Source organism: Streptomyces sp. NPDC092296, from assembly GCF_044755465.1.
GTDB lineage: Bacteria > Actinomycetota > Actinomycetes > Streptomycetales > Streptomycetaceae > Peterkaempfera.
In genome coordinates, this window is the sequence record NZ_JBIVRB010000001.1 from 507,196 (window position 1) to 532,736 (window position 25,541).

Below are 25,541 nucleotides of genomic sequence, written 5' to 3' on the forward strand. Positions count from 1 at the left end.
GCCCCACTACCCGGTACCGCCCCACAGGTGGCCCCCAGGGCCCCTCACGGGGCCATTTCCCCCGGGTTCCCCAGTACCCACTACCCGGTACCCACTACCCAGTACGGCCACGCTCCGTAACCACGCGCGGCCCGCCCCACGCTGCCCGGGAGGACACCCGTGGACCCCTACCGCGACCACCCCGCCACCCTCGCCCGCACCGACCAGCACCCCACCGCCACCGCCTACCTGATGCCCCGGCAGGACACCGACCGCACCGTCCTCCCGGCCGGCCTGACCCCCGAACAGGTCGCGCTCCTCCTCGCCCTCACCCACCACAACCCCGCCCCCGCACCGCCCGCTCCCGCACCGCCAGCCGCCGTCGTGGACACCCGCGTCTCCGGCCGGGCCAAGGGCGCCGCCCTGGTCGCCGGGGCCGGCGGGACCGGGATCGGCGCCGCCGCCACCGGCATCGGCTACGGCGCCGGGATGATCTCCACCGCATCCGGAGGGCTCATGACCGCCGCACTCGCACTCGCCATCGGCACCGGCTCCCTCACCACCGCTGTCCTACTCCTGCGCGGGGCCCTGAACCGGGACGGACACCGCACCGACCCGGCCGCCCCCCGCCCCGGCGAGCAGCCCCCCGCGCCGCAGACGCACATCACCCAGAACATCCACTCCCACGGCATGTTCGGCCGCTCCAACGGCACCATCCACCACCACTGACCACACCACCCTCGGCAGCGCAGAAGGAGAACCACCGTGCTCATCACCGTCTCCCCCGCGTCCCTGCTCACCGCGATATCCGCCCTGCTGGTGTGGACCCGCCGCGTCAGCGCCACCGCCGCGCTGATCGTGTGGCTGTCCGGCTTCACCCTCGCCACCACCGGCCTGGCCGGACCCGTCAACGCCGCCCTCACCGCCGTGGTCAACGCCTTCAGCCGCCACCCCGGAGCCCACTGAAGCCCAGTCAGGCGACACGAAACCCCGCAGCAGCCAGCCAACCTTGCCGGGCGCGTCCGGCTGCTGCGGGGCGAATCCGATCCGTACACACAAGACCGGAGACACCAGCATGCCTCACTTCACCCTCGGTACGCTCGCCCTCATCGACGACGCCGACGACCGTGACCGGTCCTCGGACGGCGATTCCCGCTATGGCGCCTACCTCGCCCTGCACGCCGCCGAGTTCCACGACGGCGGGCCGCTCGGCGCGGTCGAGTTCGCCCGCACCGTGTGGTGGATCGCCACCAGCCCGGTCATGTCCCCCGGCTACGTCCGCATCCGCCCCGACCTTCACAGCCTGGCCCCGGTCATCACCGACGACGGACTCGCGCTCCGCATCGACGTCCCCGTGCGCCACCACGCCCTGGCCCACCGCCCCACCGGCAGCACCGGCGACTGGCAGACCGACCCCTGGGACCGCAGCGGCAACCCGTGGCCGCGCCTGACCGAACCCGGCACCCACCGCCACCCGGCCCTGCTGCTGACCGCCACCCTCCTGATCCCCGTCCCCGACAGTGTTCTGACCGTCCCGACCGCGCACCGCCCCGGCCCCGCCCTCACCCGCCAGGCCAAGCACGCCGTCAAGGCGCTGGTCCGGCACGCCAACGCCCACGCCCACCTGGTGGACGACCTGGCCGGGGAGGCGCGGTGAGCGCCGCTCTGTTCGCCGCCGCGCGTCCGGCGGCCGGGTGGCTCCCGGCCCGGCCGTGGAACGGCCTCACCGTGCTGGACGCCTACTGCTGTGCGGGCGGTGCCGGGATGGGCTATCACCTGGCGGGGTTCCGGGTGTTGGGCGTGGACATCATCGACCAGCCGAACTACCCGTTCGCGTTCGTGCGGGGTGACGCGGTCGCGTTCATCGCCGGGCACGGGCACGGTTTCGACCTGGTCCACGCCTCCCCGCCGTGCCAGCACGACTGCACCCTGACGGCCGGGACGAACGCCGCCCGGGGCGGCCGGTATCCGGATCTGCTGGAGCCGACCCGGGCCGCGCTGCGCGCCGCCGGGCGGCCTTGGGTGATTGAGCAGCCGCCGGGCCGGGCCACCGCGCGGATGCGGGTGGACCTGTGTCTGTGCGGCGAGATGTTCGACCTGGCCGTCATCCGGCACCGCAACTTCGAGCTGGGCGGCTGGTCGATGGTGCGGCCCGTGCACCGGCCGCACCGGGGCAGGGTCGCGGGGATGCGCCACGGCCGGTGGTACGAGGGACCGTACGTCGCCGTGTACGGCGAAGGTGGCGGCAAGGGCACCGTCGCCCAGTGGCAGGCCGCGATGGGCATCGGCTGGACCGACGTGCGCCGCGAGATCGCCGAAGCCATCCCACCCGCCTACACCGAGCTGATCGGCACCCGGGCCGCCACCCACCTGACCACCGCCGCCGGCACGGCCGTGCGGGAAGAGGAGGTGGCGGCATGACCACCACACCCACCGAGCCTGCCCCGGCCCCGGCCGGTGTGGGGGGTCTGCGGTCGTTCTCCTTCGGCGGCGGGGTGCAGTCCACCGCAGCGCTGGTGCTGGCCGCGACCGGCCGGATCGACTTCCGGCTGTTCCTGTTCGCCAACGTCGGGTTCGACTCGGAGAACCCCGCGACGCTGGAGTACATCGAGCGGTACGCCCGCCCGTACGCCGAGGCGCATGGCATCGAGCTGGTGGAGCTGGACCGGGTCATGGTCCGCTCCGGCGAGAGGCGGACCCTGCTCGGGGAGCTGACCCGTGAGGGCTCGAAGTCGCTGAAGATCCCGGTGCGGATGTCCAACGGGGCGCCGGGCACCAGGAGCTGCACGGCGGACTACAAGATCCAGGTCATCGCCCGGGAGCTGAAGCGGCGCGGCGCCACCGACCAGGCCCCGGCCACGGTCGGGATCGGCATCTCGGTGGACGAGATCCACCGGGCCAACCGGCGGCGGTGCGAGCCGCACGAGCGGATCGCCTACCCGCTGCTGGACCTGGGCATCCGCCGCACCGACTGCACCCGGATCATCCGCGACGCGGGCCTGCCCGTCCCGCCCAAGAGCAGTTGCTGGTTCTGCCCGTTCAAACGCGCGGAGTCCTGGCACGAGATGCGCCGTAGCGAGCCCGAACTGTTCGAGAAGTCGTGCCAGCTTGAGGAGCTGCTGAACCGGCGCCGCGACCAGCTCGGCAAGGACCACGTGTTCCTGACCCGCTTCGCCAAGCCCCTGCGGGAGGCGATCCCGGACGGCGTGGACACCCTCTTCGACCTCGAAGACGACGGCGGGGAGGGGCTGTGCGACTCCGGGTGGTGCATGACATGACCCCTCGCCCGCCGCTGGCCGCCACCCCCGCGTGGCGGGCCGTCATGCACACCGCCGGCCACCGGTGCCAGTGCACCGGCCAGTGCGGCGACCCCCACACGAGGGGCGGTGGCCGGTGCGACCGCGAACACGACGGCCACAGCCACCGCCGAGGCGGCGGCACCGTCCGGCTGCTGGCCGCGCCCGCCGACCCCGCCCAGCTCGGCCTCCCGGCGCACCGCGCCGCCGCCCTCCCCGCCGGGGAGCTGGCCGCGTGGTGCCCCACCTGCCACGACCACACCCGCAAAACCGCCGCTCGTGCCGCCGAAGCGGCCGACACCAGCGCCGACGCCCTGTTCTGAACTCCTCGCGGGGGCACCCCGGCCCGCAGCGGCCGGGGTGCCTCCGCCTTCCCCGAGAAGGGAGCACCCCATCGTGAGCGCTTTCCCCGACCCTGCCCTGACCGCCGCCGCGCTGGCCTGCGCCGAGCGCGGCTGGCCGGTCCTGCCGCTGCTGCCCGGCGCCAAGCGCCCCGCCCTGCACGGCGAAACGCACTGCCCCCGCACCGGCTCCTGCGCCACCGGCCACACCAAGTGGGAGCAGCGCGCCACCACCGATCCCGCCCGCATCGAGCGGTGCTGGGCGCACGCCCCGTACAACGTCGGCGTCGCCACCGGCCCGGCCGGGCTGCTGGTCATCGACCTTGACACGCCCAAGGACAAGAGCAAGGGCAGTGCGGACATGCCTTGCGGCATGACCTACTTTCAGGCGCTCTGCGAGCGCGCCGGGCAGCCCCTGCCCGCCACCCGCACCGTGCGGACCGCCGGCGGGGGATGGCACCTGTACTTCACCGCCCCGCCCGGGGCCGCGCTCGGCAACACGGCCGGACGGCTCGGGCGGCTGATCGACACCCGCGCCGCCGGCGGCTACGTCGTCGCCCCCGCCAGCACCGTCGCGGGCCGCACCTACACCCTCACCCACGACACCGACCCTGCCCCACTCCCCGCATGGCTCACGGCGGCGCTGGCGCCCGTGCCGCGACCCGCCGGGCCGCCGGCGGCTGCCGCCGTGCCGAGGAACGCGACCGCCTACGCCGCCGCCGCGCTCCGCAACGAGACCGCCAACGTCGCCACCGCCCAGCAGGGCGGACGCAACGCCGCCCTGCTCCGCGCCGCACGGGCCCTGGGGCGGCTGGTGGCCTCCGGCGACCTGCCCCGCCATACGGTCGAGGAGGCTCTTAGGGAGGCGGGGGAAGCGTGCGGCCTGGTGCCCGGCTACTGCACCAGCGTCATCACCAGCGCCCTGAACTGGTCCATCACCCACAACCCGGGCCGCGCCGCATGACCCCCCCCGCCCCCTCCCCCCGCCCTAAGAGCCATCCCCCCACCCCCGGACCGGATGCCGAGAACGGCGCCGCGCTGCTGGACGAGGTGGAGGCGTTCCACCGCCGGTTCAACGTCTTCCCCTCCCAGGCGGCGTACGTGGCGGTGGTGCTGTGGGACGCGCACACCCACCTGCTGGACGCGTTCGAGTCCACCCCGAGGGTGGCGTTCCTCTCCCCGGAACCCGGCAGCGGCAAGACCCGCGCGCTGGAGATCTGCGAGACCCTCGCCCCCCGGCCGATGGTGACCGTCAACGCCACCCCCGCCGCCATCTTCCGCGCCGTCTCCGGCTTCCAGGGCGGCCGGCCGACGATCCTCTTCGACGAGATCGACACCGTGTTCGGCCCCAAGGCGGCCAAGGACAATGAGGAGCTGCGGGGCCTGATCAACGCAGGGCACCGCCGCACCGGGGTCTCGTACCGGTGCGTGGGGGACGGCTCCAACCAGCAGGTGCAGGCGTTCCCCTCCTACGCCGCCGTCGCCATGGGCGGGCTCGGTGACCTGCCCGACACGATCATGACCCGCTCGGTCATCATCCGCATGCGCCGCCGTGCCCCCAACGAGAAGGTGGAGCCCTTCCGCCAGCGCATCAACGAGCCCGAAGGGCACGTGCTGCGTGACCGGCTCGCAGCCTGGGCCGAGACCGTCCGCGAGCGGATCGAGGGCGCGTTCCCCGCCATGCCGGACGGCATCACCGACCGCCCCGCCGACGTGTGGGAACCCCTGCTCGCCGTCGCGGACGCCGCCGGCGGCCACTGGCCCGACCGCGCCCGCGCCGCCTGCGTCGAACTCGTCACCGCCGCCAAGGCCAACGACAAGGGCTCAGCCGGAATCCGACTGCTCACCGACCTGCGGCAGGTATTCGGCGGCGCCGACGCCCTGCCCACCGCCGCCATCCTCAACCGACTGTGGGCCCTGGACGAATCCCCCTGGGCCGATCTCGACGGCAAGCCGCTGGACGCCCGGGGCCTGGCCAAGCGCCTGCGCGAGTACGTAACCGCCGACAACCAGCCCATCAAGGCCCGCAACGTCCGCACCGGCACCGAAGTCGCCAAGGGCTACTACGCCACCGACTTGCGCGACGCCTGGACCCGCTACTGCCCCCCGCCCCCCGTGCAATCCGCTACATCCGCTACACACCCCGCTCAACCCCACCTGACCAGCACCGACGCCGTAGCGGACCCGCCGTTCACGACCCCCGTCGGTGCTGCTACATCCGCTACAGCCCTGCGCGCCGTGTAGCGGACCTATCCGCTACATCAGCCCCCATCCGCTACATCCGCTACGCCCCTGACCTGCGGTGTAGCGGATGTAGCGGAAGTAGCGGACCTGGAGTACAGGGCCCGACCCCAGCGAGGAGAAGCCGCAGTGACCATCGCCGTCCCCGAGACCCGCCCCACCGACGATCCCACCCTGCCCGTCCTCACCGTCGAGGAGGCCGCCCGCCGACTGCGCGTCGGCCGCACCACGATGTACGCCCTGATCCGGACCGGGGCCGTGAAGACCATCCCGATCGGCCGTCTCCGCCGGGTGCCTGCCGAGGCCCTGACGGAGTACGTCCAGCAGATCATGCAGCACTCCCACAACACGGCAGCCTGAGGAGAAACGACCACTTGGCAACCCGTCAGCCGAACGGCGCATCGAGCATCTACCAGGACAAGGAAGGAAACTGGCACGGCCGCGTGACCGTGGGCGTGAAGGACGACGGCACCCCCGACCGGCGACACGTCCGGGGGAAGACCCGGGCGGTGGTCACCAAGAAGGTCCGGGAGCTGGAGAGGCAGCGCGACGCCGGGAACGTCCGCAAGGCCGGGAAGTCGTGGACGGTCGCGACGTGGCTCACCCACTGGGTCGAGAACATCGCGGCGCCTTCGGTTCGGCCGAACACCCTCTCCGGCTATCGGGTGGCGGTGAACGTCCACCTGGTCCCCGGTGTGGGGGCTCACCGGTTGGAAAAGCTGGAGCCGGAGCATCTGGAGCGCCTGTACCGGAAGATGCAGGACAACGGCAGCAAGCCCGCCACCGCCCACCAGGCCCACCGCACCGTCCGTACCGCGCTCAACCAGGCGGTGAGGCGCGGCCACCTGACCCGCAACGTCGCGTCTCTGGCCACCGCGCCCCGGGTCGAGGAAGAGGAGGTGGAGCCGTACGAGGTTGAGGAGGTGCAGGCACTCCTGTTGGAGGCGGGCAAGAGCCGGAACAGTGGCCGGTGGGCCATCGCCCTGGCGCTCGGCCTCCGGCAGGGTGAGGCGCTGGGACTCCAGTGGCGGGACATCGACCTGGAGCAGGGCACCCTACTGGTCCGCCAGGCCAGGCAGCGGCCGAAGTACCGGCATGGGTGCACGGAACCATGCGGGCGGAAGCACGCCGGCCGGTGTCCGCAGCGGGTCCACATCAACGAGGACGCTGCCCTCACCAAGTCGCGAGCGGGGAAGCGGCTGATCGGCTTGCCGGATCAGCTCGTCAAGCTGCTCCTGCTGCACAAGGAGGAACAGGACCGGGAGCGGCTGGCCGCCCGGCAGATCTGGGTGGAAGGGGGCTGGGTCTTCGCTTCGGAGACGGGCCAGCCGCTCATCCCCCGAACGGACTGGGACCGGTGGAAGCAGTTGCTCAAGGCCGCCGGCATCCGTGACGGACGACTCCACGACGCTCGGCACACGGCCGGGACCATCCTGCTGCTGCTCGGCGTACCGGAGCGGATCGTGATGGAGATCATGGGCTGGTCGAGCACCGCCATGGCAAGGCGGTACCAGCACGTGACAGCCCGAATCCGCCGGGACGTTGCGAAGCAGATCGGCGGGCTCATCTGGGCGGTCGCCCAGGACTCCGCAGACGGGAAGCTGGACGGCCCGGGGGAGGGGGCTGACAAGGCCAACTGAGACCAGAACTGAGACCGGAGCGACGAAGGGCCCCGACCGGTGATGGTCGGGGCCCTTCGTTGGTGCTGCTCAGTGGCGGTAGCGGTGGGATTCGAACCCACGGTGGAGTTGCCCCCACACACGCTTTCGAGGCGTGCTCCTTTGGCCGCTCGGACACGCTACCGGGGGAGACTCTACCGGAAGGGCGGGGCGGCGTGGAAATCGTCGGGGGCGTCAGGGGCGGGGGCGGTGGGTGTCGAAGAAGGCGGTGAGGGCGGCGCCGCAGTCGGTGGCGAGGACGCCCCAGAGGACTTCGGGGCGGTGGTTGAGGCGGCGGTCGCGGATGACGTCCCAGAGGGAGCCGGCGGCGCCGGCCTTCTCGTCGACGGCGCCGTAGACGACCCGGGCCAGCCGGGAGAGGACGATGGCGCCCGCGCACATGGTGCAGGGTTCCAGGGTGACGACCAGGGTGCAGTCGGTCAGCCGCCATTCGCCGACGGCGCGGGCCGCCTCCCGGATGGCCAGCACCTCGGCGTGGGCGGTGGGGTCGCCCACGGCCTCGCGTTCGTTGTGGCCACGGCCCAGTACGGTGCCGTCCGGGCCCAGCACGACGGCGCCCACCGGCACATCGCCGGTGAGCGGGGCCAGGGCGGCCTCGGCGAGGGCGAGCCGCATGGGGGCGGCCCACCGGTCGCGTACCGGGTCGGGGCGTACGGGAGCGGCGGAGGGCACGGTCTGCATACCACCAGTGTCGGGCACCGGCGGGCCGGGCCGCCCGGTCGCCCGGGAGGCCCGGGACCGGCTACCGCACCGCCTCCAGCACCTCGCCGCAGCCCAGCGAGTCGGCGATCTCCGCCAGGGCGTCGCCCGGCACCGCCCCCTCGCCGCTCATGGCCAGCAGCTCCCGGGCCGACACACCGAACTCGGCCAGCACCTCGGTGTCGCCCAGCGGACCGGCCGGGACGCCGTCGGGGCCGACGACCGGGCCCTCGTCCTCGTCCTCGTCGTCCTCGTCGGAGTCCGAGTCGGACGCGTCCTCGTCGTCCAGCTCGGCCACCAGGCTGTCGAGGTCGTCGAGCTCGTCGCCCAGGGATCTGCCCACCAGTTCATCGGTGAGCACGATCTCCCCGTAGGCGCTGCGGGCCGCCGCGGCGGCGTCCGACACGAAGATGCGCGGGTCCTCCTCGCCATCCACCCGGATGACGGCGAACCACGCGTCCTCCTGCTCGATGAAGACCAGTACCGTCTCGTCGTCGTCGGTCGCGCCCCGCGCCAGGTCGGCCAGGTCGGCGAGGGTTTCGACGTCGTCGAGCTCGGTCTCGCTCACGCTCCACCCGTCCTCGGTGCGAGCGAGCACTGCAGCGAAGTACGCCACCAGGACACTCCCATGGTCTCGGCTGTTGGAGAGCCGGAGCGGCGGTGGCTGCCGATCCCGCCGCCCGTACCCCACAGGTGGGGAAACGGTCCGGCAGGGCCTCGGCCCGGTGGCGAACCGGCGAGAGCGCCCCCGCTCCAAGGGGAGCCCGCCTCTCGGACGCCCCAATCGGAATCGTGACAGAAACCCTGCCGCTGCGGGGGGTGTTCCGCAGCGCGTCTTCGCAGGTCGTGTCGGAGAGCACACGGGTCGGCCCCGGCGTGGCGCGGCCACGGGGCGGGCGGGGACCGGCGACGGCGCCCTTCCGGGCACCGGCGGCGGTCAGAAACGGAAGGTGCGCATCCGTGCGGCTTCACGCATTCGGCGCTCCTTGGTACGCCTCGGATGGACCCGGGCCCGCAGTTCGCGCGCCTCGGCCAGCTCGTGCAGGAAGGCCGCCCGGCGTCTGCGCCGCTCGGCGTCGGACTCGGCGCGGTCCTCCGGCGTGGCGCCGCCCGCCGGGGCCTCCTCGCCTGCCGGGGGCTCGGCTATCCGCCCGTCCTCGGCCGGACCCCCGGCTTCGGCGGCGGTACCGCTGTGACGCCGCCGGACGCGGTCCCGTCCGGACCGGCTCTGCTCAGCCATGCGATCCCCTGCGATCCGCGCGCGCTGCCGCCCGCTGTACTCCGGGTGCCCCAGGCGTTCCGACTGCCCCGCCTGCCGTCTCTGCCCGGTACGGGGGCGCGGCGGGGTTCCGACCGCGCCCCCGCCCCGTTCATACGATCAGCCTTTCCCCGTCCGGCGGTGTTGATGCCGCCACTGCGGCGGCCGGCGCCGGGACCGGGGAGTCGTACGGGTGTCCGGGCTCGGTTACTGTCTCAGTATGCGGATCCACGTCCTCGACCACCCGCTGGTCGCCCACAAGCTCTCCACGCTGCGCGACGAGCGCACCGACTCGCCCACCTTCCGTCGTCTCACGGACGAGCTGGTCACCCTCCTCGCGTACGAGGCAACCCGGGACGTCCGCACCGACGAGGTGGAGATCACCACCCCGGTCGCCGTCACCATCGGCACCCGGCTCAGCTACCCGCGCCCGCTGGTGGTGCCGATCCTGCGGGCCGGGCTCGGCATGCTGGACGGGATGACCCGGCTGCTGCCGACCGCCGAGGTGGGCTTCCTGGGCATGGTCCGCAACGAGGAGACGCTCCAGGCGTCCGCGTACGCCACCCGGATGCCGGACGACCTGTCCGGCCGCCAGGTCTACGTGCTGGACCCGATGCTGGCGACCGGCGGCACCCTGGTCGCCGCGATCCGGATGCTGATCGAGCGCGGCGCCGACGATGTGACCGCCATCTGCCTGCTGGCCGCGCCCGAGGGGGTGGCGGTGATGGAGAAGGAGCTGGCCGGGCTGCCGGTGACGGTGGTGACCGCCGCCGTGGACGACCACCTCAACGAGCAGGGCTACATCGTGCCGGGCCTCGGTGACGCGGGCGACCGCCTGTACGGCACCGCGGGCTGACCATCGGACATCCGCCGGCCGGCGCACCCTTCCCCGGGTGCGCCGGCCGCTGCGTGTGGCGGGCGGGGGCGGGTCAGCAGTGCGCGGCGGACGGCTTGGGGGACGGCTTGGTCGCGATGGTGAGCGCCTGCTCGGCCTGGGCCGGGGTGCGCAGCGCGGTGAAGCCGTCTCCGATCACCAGGTCGACCGTGCCGCCCTTGCGGGTGTCGGGCGTGGTCTTGGCGCCCGCGACATGGCTGCCGAGCAGCACCAGCGCCTTGCTGCCGGCCGGGCCGCCGATCAGCCGGGCGGACTCCTTGACCTTCTTGTCCAGCGCGGCGGTGGCGTTCCCCACCTTGCCGATCTTGAAGCCGCGCTTCTTCAGCTCGTCGGCGGTGCGGCCGGCCAGACCGGACCGCACGGTGGCGTTGTAGACGTTCACCGTGACCGCCTGCGGCTTGGGCACGGCGCCCGCCGTCGGGGCGACGCCGTCCCCGGCGGCCCGGACGGTGGGGGACGGGGAGGCGCAGCCGGCGGCGAGCTTGCCGCCCTTGCCGCCGAAGACGTCGGTGAGCTGGACCGCCCCGAAGCCGGCCGTGCCCAGCACCAGCATCGACACCACCAGGGCGACGATCCGGCGGCGGCGCTTGTTGGGGGGGACCAGCCGGGGGTAGCTGTTGCCGGTGACCCGGTACTGCTTCCCCTTCATGCCGGGGGGAGTCAACATGCTCACCGTGTGTCGCCCCCTCGCGCCGGGACAGGCTGGTCGATACGGCCGCGGGCATCGCAGAAGCCGTGGTCAACAACATAGTGCCGACCGTGCGCGAGCGTACTAAATGATCATCCCCTGGAGTATCGGGGCACCCGAAAGGATGTACAACGGAGCATAGAGGGTGTGACCGGGGACGAGGTCACTCCAGCTCAAGGACACGCGCGTGCAGTACCTGACGTTGCTGCAGGGCCGCGCGCACCGCCCGGTGCAGGCCGTCCTCCAGGTAGAGGTCACCGCGCCACTTCACCACATGGGCGAAGAGGTCGCCGTAGAAGGTGGAGTCCTCCGCGAGCAGGGTCTCCAGGTCGAGCTGCCCCTTGGTGGTCACCAGCTGGTCCAGCCGCACCGGGCGTGGGGCGACGTCCGCCCACTGGCGGGTGCTGGTCCGGCCGTGATCCGGGTACGGCCGCCCGTTGCCGATGCGCTTGAAGATCACACGGAGAGCCTACCGGTCCGGCGGGCGGCGGCGCAGCAAGGACTCCCCACCTCGACCGGCCGGTCCGCTCCCACCTGCGGTGATGTCCTCGGCTCCCGTAGTGACGCGCGAAGACGGCCGGTCGGGCGGCTGTGCCTTATGGGGTGGTTTGCAGGCGATTGCAGCTGTTGCCGCGCCAGCTCGGCCACCTCCAGTACGGCGGTCGGGCGGGTGGGCGGTCAGCCGCGCAGTGCGGCGCCGATCCGGTCCAGCGAGGAGAGCCGCATCAGGCCGTAGTGGTAGAACTCGACCTCCGGTACGCCCAGCGCGCGCAGCGCCGCCACCTTGGCCGCCAGGTTGGCCGGGCCGTCGCAGTCCTCCGCCATCGGACGCAGGATCACCGCCATGTCCTGCGGCCGCACCCCGTACCGGGCGAACGCGGTGACCTTCTCCCGCACCGCCTCCGGGGAGCGGGCGTAGCCCAGCGTCTCCACCTGGTGCACCGCCCCGGCCAGCATGGGCAGGTCGACCCCGGCGAACCGGCCGCCGCCCGGGGCGCCCGACATGAAGGTCAGCCGCATGCCGTGCTCCGCCGCGACCTCGGCCGCCTCGGCGGCCAGCGAGGTGACGGTGGCCGCCGACGCGTCCAGATAGCCGGCCAGCGCACCGCCGGCCAGCGCACCCCCGGCCGGACCATCGGGGCCGGCCGGGTCGCCGGGCTCGGCGGCGGCGTCCTCGTCCGCCAGCCGGCGGCGGATCTCGGCCCGTACCGCGTCCCGGACCTCGTCGGCGGGCACGCCCGCGCGGTCGGCCGCCGCCCGGCAGTGGTCGCAGAAGCAGATGCCGAGCAGCGTCTCCGCGACCGGGCCCAGCTGCTCGAAGTAGCGCTCGTGGTGGTAGCCGTGCCGCAGCCCGTGGAAGTGCAGCGACTCGGCGCGGACGGCGTCCACGCCATAGCGGCCCAGGTCCGCGACCAGCGTGCGGACGTACTCGCGCACCTCGGGGTGGGCCGGGCACAGCTCGGTGAGGTGGCGGTCGCCGAAGGCGTTGGCGGGGGCGCAGTCGGGGTGCCGGAAGCCGAGCCGGTCGTTGTGCAGGAAGACCGTCCAGGCGTGCAGCCGCAGCCCGCGCCGCCGCGCCTGTTCGGCCGCCTCCGCGAACGGGTCGCGGTCCCCGATGGCGGTGGACGGTACCGGGGCCAGTCGGCGGCCGCGCCAGGCGGCGGGGTCGGGGCGGAAGTAGGCGGCGCCGGGCTCCAGGTAGCGCACGACCCGGCGGGGGTTGTGCGGGAAGACGTCACGCGCCTCGTGGTAGACGGACGCCAGGGTCACCCCGCCGACGCCGGCCCGGTCGGCCAGGTTGCCGAAGAAGTCGTCCGGCCCCTCGTCCAGCAGGTCGGTGGCGAACGCGAGAACGGACGACTCCACGGTGCGGCTCCGGCGGTGAGGCGGGCGGGCGGCGGTGCCCGTGAGGGCTACTGCCGACGGATTGGTCTATACCTTAGCGGTCGGCCGGGGGCGGTCGCCGGGGGTGAGGGGGCGGGGGTCGGGGTCGGTGGCGGCCCGGTTGTCAGTGGTCGCCGCTAGCGTCCGGAGGGACCACACCGGACGGTGGGAGGGGTACGGCCATGAGGTTTCGCATCGAGCGCGGCGCACTGGCGGACGCGGTCGCCTGGGCGGCCCGCGCGCTGCCCGCCAGATCGCCGCTGCCCGTCCTCGGCGGGCTGCTGCTGGAGGCGGGCGGCGACCGGCTGTGCGTCTCCGGGTACGACCACGAGGTCTCCGCCCGGGTGTCGGCCGAGGCCGGGACCGACCGGGCCGGGCGGGTGCTGGTGATGGGGCGTCGGCTGCTGGACGTCTGCCGGGTGCTGCCGGACGGCCCGGTGGAGTGCGTGCTGGACGCGGCCCGGCTGACGGTGTCCGGCGGCGGCACCCGCTTCGGCCTGGCCGCGCTGCCGCTGGAGGACTACCCGGCGCTGCCCGCCATGCCGGAGGTCCGGGGCACGCTGGACGCGGCGGAGTTCGCGGCGGCGGTGGCCCGGGTCGCGGTGGCGGCCGGGCGGGACGACACCCTGCCGGTGCTCACCGGCATCCGGCTGGCGCTGGACGGCGACACCCTGGAGCTGGCCGCCACCGACCGGTACCGGTTCGCGGTCAGCACCCTCGGCTGGCGGCCGGTCGCGCCGCAGCCCGCCGCCGAGGTGGTCGTCTCGGCGCGGCGGCTGCTGGAGGCGGCGCGAGCGCTGGCCGGCGCGGACACCGTCCGGGTGGCGCTCGGTGACGGCGCGCTGGGGCTCGAAGGGGCGGCGATGTCCACCACCCTGCGGCTGCTCGACGGCGTGCTGCCCCGGCACGACAGGCTCTTCGCACTGGAGCAGCCGAAGGTGGCGGTGGTCGAGCGGCGGCCGCTGAGCGAGGCGGTCAAGCGGGTGGCGGTGGTGGCGGAGCGGCACACCCCGGTACGGCTGGCCTTCGCCGCCGGGGCGGTGCTGCTGGAGGCCGGGGTCGGGGACGACGACACCGCCTCGCAGCGGCTGCCCGCCGCGCTGGCCGGTGCGGACACGGCGGTCGCCTTCAACCCCGCGTATCTGGCCGATGCCCTGGGTGCGCTGGACACGCCGTACGTCGAGTTCGCGATGCTCGGCCCCGGGCAGCGGGCGCTGCTCACCGGGCGCCGGGCGGTGGACGGCGGGCCGGCGGGGGTGGCCGACCAGGGGCATCGGCATCTGCTGGTGGCGGTGAAGAGTCCCGGCTGAGGGCGCGGTGGAGAGGGAGGCCGCCGTCTCAGAGGAGGCCGAGGTCGTCCAGTTCCTTGTGGAGGTCGGCGCGCGGGTTGCCGCTGCCGGGCGGCGCGGGTCGGCCGGGGGCGGGGACGGGGGCGGACGCCGGGGTGCGGGTGGCCGCAGTGGCGGCGGTCGCGGGCCGGGCGGTCGCGGACCGGGCCGCCGCTCGGGAGCGGTCGCGGAAGACCCAGGCGCCCACCAGACCGCCGACCAGCCCGCCGAGATGGCCGAGCCAGCTCACGCCGGGCGTACCCGGTACGGCCACCAGCAGCAGGTACGCGAAGGAGGCGGCCATCACGACGCCCACCAGCGTGTCGATCAGATGCCGGTCGAAGATCCCGCGCAGCACCACATAGCCGAAGTAGCCGAAGATCAGCCCGCTGGCCCCGACCGTCACCACCTCGCCGTGCTCGAAAAACCAGACGGCGCCGCCGCTGGTCAGCGCGATCAGCAGCGTCAACCCCAGGAACCGCTTCACCCCCCGGTACGCCGCCAGGAAGCCGAAGATGAACAGCGGGCCGGAGTTGCCCTCCAGGTGCGCCCAGTTCGCATGCAGCAGCGGCGCGGTGAAGAGGTCGCCCAGCCGCCCCGGGTCGTGCGCCACGATCCCGAATTCGGAGTCCAACCGGTAGCCGTCCAGCCAGTTGACCAACTGCACCGCCCAGACCACCGCCAGAAAGGCGAACATCACGAAGAACGCGCGCCTCGCCTCCGCGACCATCAGCTCGGCACTGCTGCCGCCGCCACCGCCCCCACTGCCCGGCGAGCCGTCCATCCGCTGCTCCTCCGCCCCTCGTCCCCCGCGCCGCCGCACCTGCGGCAGCACCGTCGGTTTCGAGGGTACGGGCCGCCGCCCGGCCGGTCGACGGGCGGTCGCGGGCCGGGGCGGCCCGTGCCGTCTCGCGATCATCAGGGTGGTCTGGCTTCATGAAGAGAGAGGAGGTGATCGGGTGACCGCACCGGACCGGCAGGGCCCTGTCATCCCGCGCCGCGCAGTGCTGTGGGCGTTCGGCGTACTCGCCGTGCCCACGGTCGCGGGCGGCGCCGCGCGGCTGGCCGGCCCCGCGCCGTCCGGGCCCCGGCTCGCCCGCCCGCCGACCACCGGCGCCACCACGCTCCAGGTGGTCGCCCACCCCGACGACGACCTGTACTTCATGAACCCCGACATCGCGCAGTCGATCGCGGAGGGAGCCCAGGTCGTCACGGTCTTCATCACGGCGGGCGACTCCTCCGGCGCCAACCGGGTGCCCGGCGGCCCGCGGCCGCGCCGCGACCAGCAGGCGTACTCCGCCGCCCGGCACCAGGGGCTACGCCAGGCGTACGCCCTGATGGCCACCGGCCGCGCGTTCGACCCATGGCGGCGCTCGGTGCTGACCCTGCCCAACGGTGCCCGTGCCGAGGTGGACGAGCTGGCGGCCCGGCCCGGGGTGGCCCTGGTCTTCCTCAACCTGGCCATGTACTCCGACCCGATGACCCCGCACAGCACCACCCTGCGGGACCTGTGGCACCGGCCGGGCACCGTCATCCTGACCCGGCCCGCCACCGGCGCACCGGCCGCCACCCGGTCCCGCCAGCCGTACACCCGCGAGCGGCTGATCGACGCCCTGGTCCAGTTGTACGAGCACTACCGGCCGACCGTCGTCCGCACCATGGACCCCGACCCCGACGAGCAGGTCCACGACGCCGCCCACGCCCGCGACTCGGAGCAGCCCGGCTTCTCCGACCACGCCGACCACACCGCCGCCGGGCTGTTCGCCTGGACCGCCCTGGCCCGCTGGGGCCCGGCGGGTGCCCTGGCCACGGCGTACCGGGGCTACTACAACCACCGCTGGCCGGCCGGCCTCTCCCCGCAGGCCCGCGCCGCCAAGCGGGACTGGCTGAACGCCTACGGCGGCGACCCGTCGTGGCAGTGCGGCGACCCCTCGGGCTGCGGTGACTACGAGGTGGGCCACAACGGCTCCGACCAGCGCAGATGGCCGTGGAGCACCAACTACCGCTGGGTGGGCCCGCAGCCGTGGGCCGGGTACGACGGCCAGGGCCGCCTCACCGTCTTCGCGGTGCGCGGCGCCCGGCTGGCGATGTGGCGCGAGGACGCCCCCGGCAGCGGCCGGTTCCCGCCCGCGTTGGACCTCGGCGGTGGGCCGCTGGCCCCGGCGGTCAGCGCCCTCCGGCAGCCGGACGGCCGCTGGCTGGTCTGCGCCGAGCGCTTCACCGGGCTCGCCGCCGACACGGCGGGCGACATCCGGGAGACGGTGCTGCTGGAGCAGGACGCGCCGGGCGGGGCGTTCCGGGGTTGGCGCAGCCTGGGCAACCCGCTGCCGGAGCCCGACCGGGGGCGGCGCACCGGTTCGCCCACCCTGGTGGGTACGCCGGACGGGCGGGTGCACCTGTTCGTACGCAACGCGGGGAAGGGGCTGAGCAGCAGGGTGCGGTCGCCCGGCGGCAGTTGGGGCGGCTGGACCGATCTGGGGGGCGGCGAGGTCCAGGAGGGGCTGGCGGCCGCCGTGGGGCCGGGCGGGCTGCTGGAGCTGTTCGCGGCGGGGCACCAGGGGTTGCACCACTGGGCCCAGCGGGCGGTGGGCGGGCCGGTGCTGGCGTCGGGTCGTACGGGGCTGCCGGCACCGGGGACGCCGCCGGCCGCCGCGGTGGGGCCGGACGGGGTCGTACGGGTCGCCTATCGGCTGCCGTTGACGGCTCGGCCGGCCGTGTACGCCTGGAGCGGTGGGCGGGGACGGCTGGAGGACCCTCGGCTGGCGGGGGTCGGGCACGGTCCGGTGGCGTTGGCCTCGGGGCGGGCCGGGCTGGTGCTGGCCATGCGGAACGCCGGGGGTGGCATGGGGGCGGCGCGGTTGCGGGCCGGGGGCGGGGCTGCGGGGTGGGAGTCGCTGGGTGGGGTGCTGGGGGCGCATCCGGCGGTGGTGGCGGGTCCGGGTGGGCGGTGCGCGCTGGTCGGGTTTGGGCTGGACGGGCGGTTGCGGGTCTCGTGGGAGGGGGGTGGCGGTGGGGGCGGGGAGGGGTTTGGGGGGTGGCGGGAGGTGGAGGGGTGAGGGGTGGGGGGCTGTTTGGTTCGGGGGTGCGGGTGGGGGTGGGTTGGGCGCGCAGTTCCTCGCGCCCCTGGGGTGGTGGGGGTGGGGGTTGGTCAGCGGTGGGGGAGGATCAGGGGGGTGCCGGTTCGGGGGTGGGGGAGGACCTCGACCGGGTGGCGGTAGACGGTGCTGAGCAGCTGCTCGGTGAGGGTGTCGGTCGGGGGGCCGTCGGCGGCGATCCGGCCGCCGGCCAGTACGGCGACCCGGTCGGCGTGGGCGGCGGCGAGGCCCAGGTCGTGGAGTACCACCACGACGGCGCGGCCCTCGGCGGCCTGGTCGCGGCAGATCCGCAGCACCAGCTCCTGGTGGTGCAGGTCGAGGGCGGCGGTCGGCTCGTCCAGCAGGATCAGCGGCGCGTGCTGGGCCAGGACGCGGGCCAGTGCCGCACGGGCGCGCTCCCCGCCGGAAAGGGCGGGGTAGGGCCGCGCGGCGAACGCGGCGACCTCGGTGGCGGCCATCGCCGTGGCGACGGCCGCGTCGTCGTGCTCGGCGGCGGCGGTGCCGGACCAGGGCATCCGGCCCATCCGTACGACCTCCTCCACGGCGAACGGGAAGGCCAGCGGCGCCGACTGCGGCAGCACCGCCCGGCGCAGCGCCAGGTCGGGCGCGCTCCAGGCGTCGACGGGTGCGCCGTCGACCAGTACCTCGCCGGACTCGGCCGGCAGGTCGCCCGCCAGCGCGGCCAGCAGGGTGGACTTGCCGGCGCCGTTGGGTCCGACCAGGGCGAGCACCTCGCCCGCCCGTACGGCGATGTCCACGCCGTCCAGGACCGGCCGCTGTCCGAGCGTCACCCGCAGGGCGCGGGCCTCGGCGAGGGCGGTGCCGGGTGCGGCCGGGGCCGGTGGCACCGGGCGGCGCGGGGTGAGCAGCCGGAGCAGTCCGGACGGGCGGTTCGTCTGTCGGGTGGTCATGCCCAGCCTCCCTGGCGGCCCCGGGTCCGGCGCAGCAGCCAGAAGAAGAACGGGCTGCCGACCAGCGCGGTCAGCACGCCCAGCGGCAGTTCGGCGGGGGCGGCGACGGTACGGGCCGCCAGGTCGGCACCGGCCAGGACCAGCGCGCCGCCGAGCGCGCTGCCGGGCACCAGGAAGCGGTGTCCGGGCCCGGCCGCCATCCGCAGCAGATGCGGTACGACCAGTCCGATGAAGGAGATGATGCCCGCGACCGCGACGGCGGCGGCGGTGAGCAGGGCCACCACCAGGATCAGCACCAGCCGTAGCCGCTCCACGTCCACGCCCAGGTGGCGGGCCTGCCGCTCACCGAGCGCCAGCAGGTCGAGCCGCCGGGAGAACAGCGGTGCGACGATCAGCCCGGCGGCGGCGCAGGGCAGTACGGCCAGCACCTTCGGCCAGGTGGCCTGGGCGAGGGAGCCCAGCTGCCAGAAGGTGATCTGCGAGATCTGCGCGTTGTCGGCGAGGAAGACGAAGAGGCCGATCAGGGCGCCGGAGAAGGCGTTCACGGCGATGCCGGTCAGCACCAGGGTGACGACCTCGGTCCGGCCGCCGGACCGCGACAGGGTGTAGACGACGGCGACGGTGGCCAGCCCGGCGGCGAACGCGCAGGCGGTGATCGTCCAGTTGCCGAAGAAGGAGAGCCCGAGCGCGATCGACCCGACGGCACCGGCCGCCGCGCCGGAGGAGATGCCGACCACTCCCGGCTCGGCCAGCGGGTTGCCGAACACGCCCTGCATCAGGGCGCCGGCGCAGCCGAGCGAGGCGCCGACCAGCAGCGCCAGCACCACCCGGGGCGCGCGGACCTGCCAGAGGACGGATTCCGCGACCCGGTCCAGGGCGTGGCCGCCGAGGCCGATGCGGTGGGCGGCGGAGCCGATCACATCGCCCGCCGGGATGTCGTACGCGCCGATCCCGGCGGAGAGCACGCAGACCACCAGCAGGGCGACGGCCATGACGGCGGTGAGTACGGTGGCGCGGCGCCGGCGGGTGGGGGCGGGGCGGTCCGCCGGGGGTTCCGGCCGGTCGGTGGCGGGCGTGGCCGGGGTGGTGGTGCTGGTCATGCCGCTCACCCCTGGGCCGTGCGGTGGATGCCGTCGACGAGCTGCCGCAGGACCTGGTCGGTACGGGGGCCGAAGTTCAGCAGGACGCCGTCGTCGATGGCGACCACCCGGCGGTCCAGTCCGGCCGGGGTCTGGGCGACGCCCGGGACCTTCTCCAGTCCGTCCAGGCCGCCGACCGACTCAAGGCCCTTGGTCATCACCAGGATGACGTCCGGAGCCGCTTTGACCAGGGCCTCGCTGGTGATCGGGGTGAAGTCCTTGTTCAGCCCGGACGCCTTCCCGGCGTCCTCCGCACCGGCCGCCTCGATCAGCGAATCGGCGCCGGAGCCCGCGCCGCCGAGCAGATAGACGGAGGCGGTGCCGCGCAGGTAGAGGAAGGCCACCCGGAGCTTGCGGCCGGTGGCCGCCGGGACGGTCCGCTGGACGGCGGCGATCCGTTCGTCGGTGCGCTGCCGCAGTCGGGCGCCGGCGTCGGGGACGCCGAGGGCGGCGGCGACCGCGCTGATCCGGGTGTCGATGTCGGTCATCCGTACCGCCGCGTCGAAGACGATCAGCGGGATGCCCGCGTCGCGGATCTGCTGCACCGCCTCGGCCGGTCCGGTGGAGGTGTCGGCGAGGACGACGGTCGGGTGCAGCGAGAGGACGCCTTCGGCGGAGACGTCATGGGCGCGGGTGATCACCGGCAGGTTCTTGGCCTGGTCGAAGGTGGCGGTGATGTCCCGGGCGACGACATGGCTGCCGAGCCCGAGGGTGAAGACGATCTCGGAGAGGCCGCCGGTGAGCGGCACGATCCGATCCGCGCTGGTCACGGTGGTTTGCCGGCCGTCCGCCGAGTGCACGGTGGCGGGCAGCTGCGGGGTGGGCGCCGGGGTGAGCGGTATCACCCGGTCGTCGGCGGCGGCGGCGGAGGCGGACGGCTTCGCCGCCGCGTGCGCGTCACCGGCACTGCCGTGGCCGCCGCAGCCGGCCAGGGCCGGTACCAGGGCGAGCGCGAGCACCAGGAGCAGCGCGCGGGCCCGCCGGGCGGGGCGGGTCGGGCCTGCGGTGCGCAGGCCGTGTGAGCATCCGTCAGACGACCGCGGAGTCTCCACTGGCCACCCTGCCTTCCTCTGACTTGCGGTACCCCGGGGTTCCCGGGGGCTTGGGGTTGATATTAGGTTAGCCTTACCTAGTCGTCGTTCGGAGGGGTCTCCGTGCCGTCCTATCGTCGAGCCCGTGCGCTTGCCGCTGCCCTGCTGGGCGCGCTGCTCGCCGTCTCGCTTCCTGTCTCCTCGGCCCATGCGGCCGATCGCATGGTGGCCGGCGGGCGGCTCGACTGGGGGATCAAGGCGTCCTTCCAGAGCTATGTCACCGGGCCGATCGCGCACGGCAGTTGGAGCCTGCTCGGTGCCGCCGCGACGGTCGGTTCCAGCCAGTTCCGCTTCCCGTCCGCGCAGGGCGGCTACGACCCGGAGACCGGCGCCCTCACCGCCGCGTTCTCCGGCGGGGTGCGCTTCATCGGGCACCGCCAGGCGGACGGCACCAACCAGCTGGACCTCACCATCAGCCGGCCCACCATCCGGATCTCCGGCGGCCGGGGCACCCTCTACGCCGACATGGCCAGCAAGGCGAAGTCCACCGGCCGGATGTCCACCCGCTACCAGGTCCCGATGGCGTCGCTGTCGCTGGCCGGGGTGGACATGCGCGGCGGTGGCAGCGTGGTGGCGCTGAGCGGCGTCCCGGTCACGCTGACCGCCGACGGCGCCGGTGCCTTCGCGGGCTACTACACGGCGGGCACCGCGCTGGACCCGCTGAGCCTGTCGGTGGACGTGAAGGCCCCGCCGGCCAAGCCGACCGCCGGCGCGACCGCCACCGCGTCCACCCCGGCCAAGGGGTCGCACAGCCCGTCCGCACCGGCGGGCAAGGACGACCCCAAGTCGGGCGCGGTCACGACGGCGGCGGTGGACTGGGGGGTGCGCCGCACCTTCCGCGAGTACGTCACCGGTGACATCGCCAAGGGCCGCTGGGAGCTGTCCGAGGGCGCCAAGGACGGCGGGGCGCTCTTCCGGTTCGGCGCGGGCAAGGGCCGCTACGACCTGAAGAAGGGCACCCTGGAGGTGACCCTCGCCGGCGCCGTGCGGTTCCTCGGCATGGAGCAGGACGGCACGTACGGGCTGGATCTGACGCTCACCCGGGTACGGGCGGTGGTGTCCGGCGGCAAGGGCACGCTCTACTCGGACGGCACCCCGCTGGTCACCTTCGCCGCCCCGGCGCTGAAGCCGCGCAAGGGCCTGATCGAGCTGGCCGAGGTGCCGACCAAGCTGACCGCCGAGGGCGCCAAGCTGTTCGGCGGCCTGTACACGGCGGGCACCGCGATGGACCCGCTGACCCTCTCCGTCGCCCTGGACGGCGCGGCGAAGCTGCCGGCGCTGCCCGACCTCGGCAGCGGCGCCACTTCGGCACCGGCGTCGGCCACCTCCACGCCGAGCGCCAGCCCGTCCGCCGTACCGGCTCCGCAGCCGACCGCCGCCGTCGCTGCCGCAGCCACCGACTCGGGCTTCCCGGTGCTGCCGGTGTCGGTGGGCGCGGGCGTGCTGGTCGCGGCCGGTGCCACCGGACTCGTGCTGCGGTCCCGCCGCCGGGCGGCGGCCGATCGCACCCCCTGACCTTCGGCGGGACCGCCGGTCCCGCCCTTCCCCCCGAGCCCCGTCCGCGCCACGGCGGCTCCCCATACCCACCACTCCTGAGGAGATTTCCCACCATGCGTGAGATCCGCCCCCGCCCCCGCGCCACCCGCCGGGGCCTGGCCCTGGTAGCGGCCACCGCCACCGTCGCCGGTATGACCATGCTGAGCCTCCCGGCGTTCGCCGCCGACGGCCCGCCCGCCGGGTCGATCCCGCTGGTCGGCGGCTCCTTCGACTGGGGCGTCAAGGCGTCCTTCCGCTCCTATGTCACCAAGGTCGCGGCCGGGACCATAACCACCGGCGGCGGCGCCAGCACCAACGAGAACGGCAGCTTCCACTTCGTCGGGCGTGACGGCGGCAGCTACAACACCAGCAACCACGGCGTGTCGCTGGGCCTGGACGGCAGCGTCCGCTTCACCTCCACCGCGCACGGCTTCGACATCACCATCGCCGACCTGAAGATCAACACCGTCGGCACCACCGGCACCCTGGTCGCGGACGTCACCACTGCGGGCTCCACCGCCGACGACGTGGACTTCGCCTCGCTGGACCTCTCCGCCGCCACTCCCGGGCGGGGCGCGGACGGCTCGACGAGCTACACCGGGATCGCGGCGGTGCTGACCGCCGAGGGCGCCAAGGCGTTCAACGGCATGTACAAGGAAGGCGAGGTGCTCGACCCCGCCAACCTGTCGGTCAAGGTCGGCAGCGCGCCGACCGGTACGCCCACGGACACCCCGACCGACACCCCGACGGACACGCCCACCGACACTCCGACGGACACCCCGACGGGTACCCCCACCGACACGCCGACCGGCACGCCGACCGGTACGCCGACGGGCACGCCGACCGGCACCCCCACGGGCACGCCGACCGGTACGCCCACGGGCACCCCCACCGGCACCCCGATCACCACCCCGCCGGTGAACGACGGGACCGTGGTGGACGGCAACCTCGACTGGGGCGTCAAGCAGTCCTTCCGCAGCTACATCGCCGGCCCGGCGGGCGGCAAGGTCGAGCTGGGCGGCGGCGCGTCCACCGTCGGTGAGCAGTACCGCTTCCCCAAGGGCCACGGCAAGTACACCGCCGCCACCGGCGCGCTGAACGCGGCGTTCGACGGCAGCGTGCGCTTCCTCGGCCACAAGGAGGACGGCGCCTACGCCCTGGACCTGAAGTTCAGCGACCTCAAGGTGGCCGTCAAGGGCGGCTCCGGCACCCTGACCGCCGACATCGCCAGCAAGGACCTGTCCTCCGGCAAGGTCGTGAAGTACAACGACATCGCGGTGGCCAAGCTGGGCTCGGTCACCACCCAGGCCGGCAAGGACATCGTCACCTTCAGCGCCGCCGACGCCACGCTCACCGCCGCCGGGGTGGCGCCGTTCGGCGGCTTCTACCACGCTGGTGACGCCCTCGACCCGGTCACCGTCACCGTCACCCTCGACGATGACGCCACCCTGCCGTCCGGCTCCACCACCGGCGGCAGCGGCACCGGCGGCACCACGGGCGGCTCCACCACCGGCGGGACCGGCACCACCGGTGGCTCCGGCACCGGCGGCTCCGGCACGGCCGGCGGCTCGACGGTCGGCGGTTCCACCGTGGGCGGTTCCACGGTGGGCGGCTCGACGGTCGGCGGTTCCACGGTCGGCGGTTCCACGGTCGGCGGTGGAGACGGCACCCTGGCCGCGACCGGCTCCGACGCCACCCTGCCGCTGCTCGGCGCGGGCGGCGCGCTGCTCGTCGTGGGCGGCGTGACCTTCGCCGCCAGCCGTCGCCGCCGTCAGACCGTCTGACGTCCGGTCGGCCCACCCATGCCGATGCCCGGCACCCCCTCGGGGGTGCCGGGCATCACCGTGCGGACGCTGCTCAGGCGCTGAGCGGGAAGACGCCCCCCAGGTCGGCGAAGACGGCGCTGTTCAGCGCGAAGGCCGTACGGCACTCCTCGACCACCCGCTGCTTCTCCAGCTCGTCCACCGCCAGCGCGTCCAGCAGCTCGCGGTACTCCCGCTTGAACGCCGCCGGGTTGTCGATCCCCTCGAAGACGTAGAAGCGGACGCCGTCGCCCTTGCGCTCGAAGCCCCAGGTCTTCTCCGCGATGCCCCGGATCACCTGACCGCCGGACAGATCGCCCAGGTAGCGGGTGTAGTGGTGCGCGACGTACCCGGCCGGCCACTGCTCGGCGACCTCGGCCACCCGGGCCGCGTACCGGGTGGTGGCGGGCAGCGCGGTGACCTGGTCGCGCCAGCCGTCGCCCAGCAGATGCCGCAGGTCGCGCTCCAGCTCCGCCACCCGCATCAGCTCGGGCCGGACGAACGGACCGGCGACCGGGTCGCCGGCCAGCGAGTCGGCCGCGTCCTCCAGCGCCCGGTAGACGAACCACAGCTGCTCGGTGTAGCGGGTGTACGCCTCCACGCCGAACCGGCCGCCGAGCAGATTGCTCATGAACGCCGAGTTCTCGGCCTCGGTGTGCTGCTCGTGGCTCGCCATCCGGATGACGGTCGAGAACGGGGACGGCGACGACGGGGACGGCGACGACGGGGACGGCGACGACGACGGGGACGACGGGGACAAGGGGAACCTCCTGGCTCGGGCCTGCGGCAATGCTTTCAACTTAGGTATGCCTAAGTCAATAGGTTGCCGACACGCTGTCGGCAAAAGCCGCCGGGCCCCCGGCCGGGTCACCCCACCCGCCGCCGACCGGCCGGAACCACCAGCGGCGTCCCGGTCTCCGGGTCCTCGATCACCCGGCACGGCAGCCGGAAGACCTCCGCCACCAGCTCCGCCGTCACGATCCGGCCCGGCTCGCCCTCCGCCACCACCCGCCCGTCCCGCATCGCGATCAGATGCGTGGCGTAGCGGGCCGCGTGGTTGAGGTCGTGCAGCACGGCCACCAGGGTGCGGCCCTCCTCCTCGTGCAGCCGGGCGCACAGGTCCAGCACCTCCATCTGGTGGGCGATGTCCAGGTACGTCGTCGGCTCGTCCAGCAGCAGCAGCGACGTCTGCTGCGCCAGCGCCATCGCGATCCACACCCGCTGCCGCTGACCGCCGGACAGCTCGTCCACCTGGCGGCCCGCCAGCTCCCCGACGCCGGTCGCGGCCATCGACTCGGCCACGATCCGCTCGTCGTCCGCCGACCACTGCCGCAGCAGCCCCTGGTGCGGATAGCGGCCGCGCGCCACCAGGTCGGCCACCGTGATGCCGTCCGGCGCGATCGACGACTGCGCCAGCAGCCCCAGCGTCCGCGCCACCCGCCGGGTCGGCAGCGACCCGATGTCCTGCCCGTCCAGCAGCACCGACCCGGCGGCGGGCCGCAGCATCCGGGCCAGCGCCCGCAGCAGGGTGGACTTGCCGCAGGCGTTCGGCCCGACGATCACGGTGAAGGACCGGTCCGGGATCGCGACGCTCAGCCCCTCCGCGATGGTCCGCCGCTCGTACGCCAGGGTAAGTACGTCCCCCACCAGCCGTGCCCCGGCCCGCTCCCGTGCCATGT

General features: G+C 74.2%; 27 protein-coding genes and 1 tRNA gene. 15 read left to right on the top strand and 13 right to left on the bottom strand.

Annotated features, from left to right (window positions below):
• The first annotated feature begins 159 nt into the window (after window positions 1-159).
• The 10 genes from ACIQGZ_RS02365 (at window position 160) to ACIQGZ_RS02410 (ending at window position 7,497) form a co-directional block, all read left to right on the top strand.
• Entirely contained in the window at window positions 160-708 is a 549-nt protein-coding gene (locus ACIQGZ_RS02365; RefSeq protein WP_402598810.1) for a hypothetical protein, read from the top strand.
• A 36-nt stretch (window positions 709-744) separates the two neighbouring features.
• The gene (locus tag ACIQGZ_RS02370; protein ID WP_402598811.1) at window positions 745-945 is read left to right on the top strand and encodes a hypothetical protein; all 201 of its coding nucleotides are present in this window, start codon (window positions 745-747) and stop codon (window positions 943-945) included.
• Window positions 946-1,054: 109 nt separating this feature from the next.
• The gene (locus ACIQGZ_RS02375; RefSeq protein WP_402598812.1) at window positions 1,055-1,636 is read left to right on the top strand and encodes a hypothetical protein; all 582 of its coding nucleotides are present in this window, start codon (window positions 1,055-1,057) and stop codon (window positions 1,634-1,636) included.
• 107 nt (window positions 1,637-1,743) lie between these two features.
• Complete coding sequence (locus ACIQGZ_RS02380; protein WP_402599948.1) at window positions 1,744-2,400, top strand: DNA methylase; 657 nt, start codon at window positions 1,744-1,746, stop codon at window positions 2,398-2,400.
• A complete protein-coding gene (locus ACIQGZ_RS02385) occupies window positions 2,397-3,257 on the top strand; it encodes a phosphoadenosine phosphosulfate reductase (RefSeq protein ID WP_402598813.1) in 861 nt (286 codons plus the stop codon). Before ACIQGZ_RS02380 ends, ACIQGZ_RS02385 begins: the two co-directional genes overlap by 4 nt.
• The gene (locus tag ACIQGZ_RS02390) at window positions 3,254-3,598 is read left to right on the top strand and encodes a hypothetical protein (RefSeq protein ID WP_402598815.1); all 345 of its coding nucleotides are present in this window, start codon (window positions 3,254-3,256) and stop codon (window positions 3,596-3,598) included. Before ACIQGZ_RS02385 ends, ACIQGZ_RS02390 begins: the two co-directional genes overlap by 4 nt.
• 73 nt (window positions 3,599-3,671) lie before the next feature.
• Window positions 3,672-4,580 (top strand): bifunctional DNA primase/polymerase, encoded by a 909-nt coding sequence (locus ACIQGZ_RS02395; protein ID WP_402598817.1) that lies wholly within the window; start codon window positions 3,672-3,674, stop codon window positions 4,578-4,580.
• On the top strand, window positions 4,577-5,860 hold the full coding sequence (locus ACIQGZ_RS02400) for a DUF3631 domain-containing protein (protein ID WP_402598819.1): 1,284 nt from the start codon (window positions 4,577-4,579) through the stop codon (window positions 5,858-5,860). The genes ACIQGZ_RS02395 and ACIQGZ_RS02400 overlap by 4 nt, the downstream gene beginning before the upstream one ends.
• Before the next feature lie 126 nt (window positions 5,861-5,986).
• Window positions 5,987-6,217 carry a helix-turn-helix domain-containing protein gene (locus ACIQGZ_RS02405; protein WP_402598820.1) on the top strand — a complete coding sequence of 77 codons (231 nt, stop codon included), beginning with the start codon at window positions 5,987-5,989 and terminating at the stop codon, window positions 6,215-6,217.
• 14 nt (window positions 6,218-6,231) lie between these two features.
• Window positions 6,232-7,497, top strand: coding sequence for a tyrosine-type recombinase/integrase (locus ACIQGZ_RS02410; RefSeq protein ID WP_402598822.1), 1,266 nt, complete (start codon window positions 6,232-6,234; stop codon window positions 7,495-7,497).
• Window positions 7,498-7,570: 73 nt separating this feature from the next.
• Here the strand turns inward: ACIQGZ_RS02410 and ACIQGZ_RS02415 are convergent.
• The 4 genes from ACIQGZ_RS02415 to ACIQGZ_RS02430 form a co-directional block, all read right to left on the bottom strand.
• Window positions 7,571-7,660: transfer RNA gene (locus ACIQGZ_RS02415), tRNA-Ser, on the bottom strand.
• A gap of 50 nt (window positions 7,661-7,710) precedes the next feature.
• The gene (gene tadA, locus ACIQGZ_RS02420) at window positions 7,711-8,217 is read right to left on the bottom strand and encodes a tRNA adenosine(34) deaminase TadA (RefSeq protein ID WP_402598824.1); all 507 of its coding nucleotides are present in this window, start codon (window positions 8,215-8,217) and stop codon (window positions 7,711-7,713) included.
• A 61-nt stretch (window positions 8,218-8,278) separates the two neighbouring features.
• Window positions 8,279-8,851, bottom strand: coding sequence for a hypothetical protein (locus ACIQGZ_RS02425; RefSeq protein WP_402598825.1), 573 nt, complete (start codon window positions 8,849-8,851; stop codon window positions 8,279-8,281).
• Window positions 8,852-9,172: 321 nt separating this feature from the next.
• Window positions 9,173-9,475, bottom strand: coding sequence for a hypothetical protein (locus ACIQGZ_RS02430; RefSeq protein WP_402598826.1), 303 nt, complete (start codon window positions 9,473-9,475; stop codon window positions 9,173-9,175).
• Between the two features lie 238 nt (window positions 9,476-9,713).
• On the opposite strand from ACIQGZ_RS02430, the gene upp reads away from it, so the two are divergent.
• The gene (gene upp, locus ACIQGZ_RS02435; protein WP_402598827.1) at window positions 9,714-10,349 is read left to right on the top strand and encodes a uracil phosphoribosyltransferase; all 636 of its coding nucleotides are present in this window, start codon (window positions 9,714-9,716) and stop codon (window positions 10,347-10,349) included.
• A gap of 73 nt (window positions 10,350-10,422) precedes the next feature.
• On the opposite strand, the gene ACIQGZ_RS02440 is transcribed toward upp, so the two are convergent.
• The 3 genes from ACIQGZ_RS02440 to ACIQGZ_RS02450 form a co-directional block, all read right to left on the bottom strand.
• Complete coding sequence (locus ACIQGZ_RS02440; RefSeq protein WP_402598828.1) at window positions 10,423-11,037, bottom strand: LytR C-terminal domain-containing protein; 615 nt, start codon at window positions 11,035-11,037, stop codon at window positions 10,423-10,425.
• Between the two features lie 202 nt (window positions 11,038-11,239).
• A complete protein-coding gene (locus ACIQGZ_RS02445) occupies window positions 11,240-11,536 on the bottom strand; it encodes a type II toxin-antitoxin system VapB family antitoxin (protein ID WP_402598830.1) in 297 nt (98 codons plus the stop codon).
• A gap of 218 nt (window positions 11,537-11,754) precedes the next feature.
• A complete protein-coding gene (locus ACIQGZ_RS02450; RefSeq protein ID WP_402598831.1) occupies window positions 11,755-12,942 on the bottom strand; it encodes a hypothetical protein in 1,188 nt (395 codons plus the stop codon).
• A gap of 200 nt (window positions 12,943-13,142) precedes the next feature.
• On the opposite strand from ACIQGZ_RS02450, the gene dnaN reads away from it, so the two are divergent.
• Window positions 13,143-14,270, top strand: a complete 1,128-nt coding sequence (dnaN, locus tag ACIQGZ_RS02455; RefSeq protein WP_402598832.1) for a DNA polymerase III subunit beta — start codon at window positions 13,143-13,145, stop codon at window positions 14,268-14,270.
• A gap of 28 nt (window positions 14,271-14,298) precedes the next feature.
• Here dnaN and ACIQGZ_RS02460 read toward each other — a convergent pair whose 3' ends face one another.
• The gene (locus tag ACIQGZ_RS02460) at window positions 14,299-15,072 is read right to left on the bottom strand and encodes a rhomboid family intramembrane serine protease (protein ID WP_402598833.1); all 774 of its coding nucleotides are present in this window, start codon (window positions 15,070-15,072) and stop codon (window positions 14,299-14,301) included.
• Window positions 15,073-15,247: 175 nt separating this feature from the next.
• On the opposite strand from ACIQGZ_RS02460, the gene ACIQGZ_RS02465 reads away from it, so the two are divergent.
• Complete coding sequence (locus ACIQGZ_RS02465) at window positions 15,248-17,344, top strand: PIG-L family deacetylase (RefSeq protein ID WP_402598834.1); 2,097 nt, start codon at window positions 15,248-15,250, stop codon at window positions 17,342-17,344.
• A 92-nt stretch (window positions 17,345-17,436) separates the two neighbouring features.
• Here ACIQGZ_RS02465 and ACIQGZ_RS02470 read toward each other — a convergent pair whose 3' ends face one another.
• The 3 genes from ACIQGZ_RS02470 to ACIQGZ_RS02480 are packed head-to-tail and all read right to left on the bottom strand — an operon-like array spanning window position 17,437 to window position 20,446.
• The gene (locus tag ACIQGZ_RS02470) at window positions 17,437-18,294 is read right to left on the bottom strand and encodes a heme ABC transporter ATP-binding protein (RefSeq protein ID WP_402598835.1); all 858 of its coding nucleotides are present in this window, start codon (window positions 18,292-18,294) and stop codon (window positions 17,437-17,439) included.
• Entirely contained in the window at window positions 18,291-19,394 is a 1,104-nt protein-coding gene (locus tag ACIQGZ_RS02475; protein ID WP_402598837.1) for a FecCD family ABC transporter permease, read from the bottom strand. Before ACIQGZ_RS02475 ends, ACIQGZ_RS02470 begins: the two co-directional genes overlap by 4 nt.
• A gap of 5 nt (window positions 19,395-19,399) precedes the next feature.
• Window positions 19,400-20,446, bottom strand: a complete 1,047-nt coding sequence (locus tag ACIQGZ_RS02480; RefSeq protein ID WP_402599949.1) for a hemin ABC transporter substrate-binding protein — start codon at window positions 20,444-20,446, stop codon at window positions 19,400-19,402.
• A 141-nt stretch (window positions 20,447-20,587) separates the two neighbouring features.
• Between ACIQGZ_RS02480 and ACIQGZ_RS02485 the strand changes: the two genes are divergently transcribed.
• Window positions 20,588-22,039, top strand: a complete 1,452-nt coding sequence (locus ACIQGZ_RS02485) for an HtaA domain-containing protein (RefSeq protein WP_402598838.1) — start codon at window positions 20,588-20,590, stop codon at window positions 22,037-22,039.
• A gap of 95 nt (window positions 22,040-22,134) precedes the next feature.
• A complete protein-coding gene (locus ACIQGZ_RS02490) occupies window positions 22,135-23,844 on the top strand; it encodes an HtaA domain-containing protein (RefSeq protein WP_402598839.1) in 1,710 nt (569 codons plus the stop codon).
• A 73-nt stretch (window positions 23,845-23,917) separates the two neighbouring features.
• Here the strand turns inward: ACIQGZ_RS02490 and ACIQGZ_RS02495 are convergent, their stop codons facing one another.
• Window positions 23,918-24,622 (bottom strand): heme oxygenase (biliverdin-producing), encoded by a 705-nt coding sequence (locus ACIQGZ_RS02495; RefSeq protein WP_402598840.1) that lies wholly within the window; start codon window positions 24,620-24,622, stop codon window positions 23,918-23,920.
• A gap of 107 nt (window positions 24,623-24,729) precedes the next feature.
• Window positions 24,730-25,539: an ABC transporter ATP-binding protein gene (locus ACIQGZ_RS02500; RefSeq protein WP_402599950.1), complete on the bottom strand. Its 810-nt coding sequence runs from the start codon at window positions 25,537-25,539 to the stop codon at window positions 24,730-24,732.
• Between the last annotated feature and the right edge of the window lie 2 nt (window positions 25,540-25,541).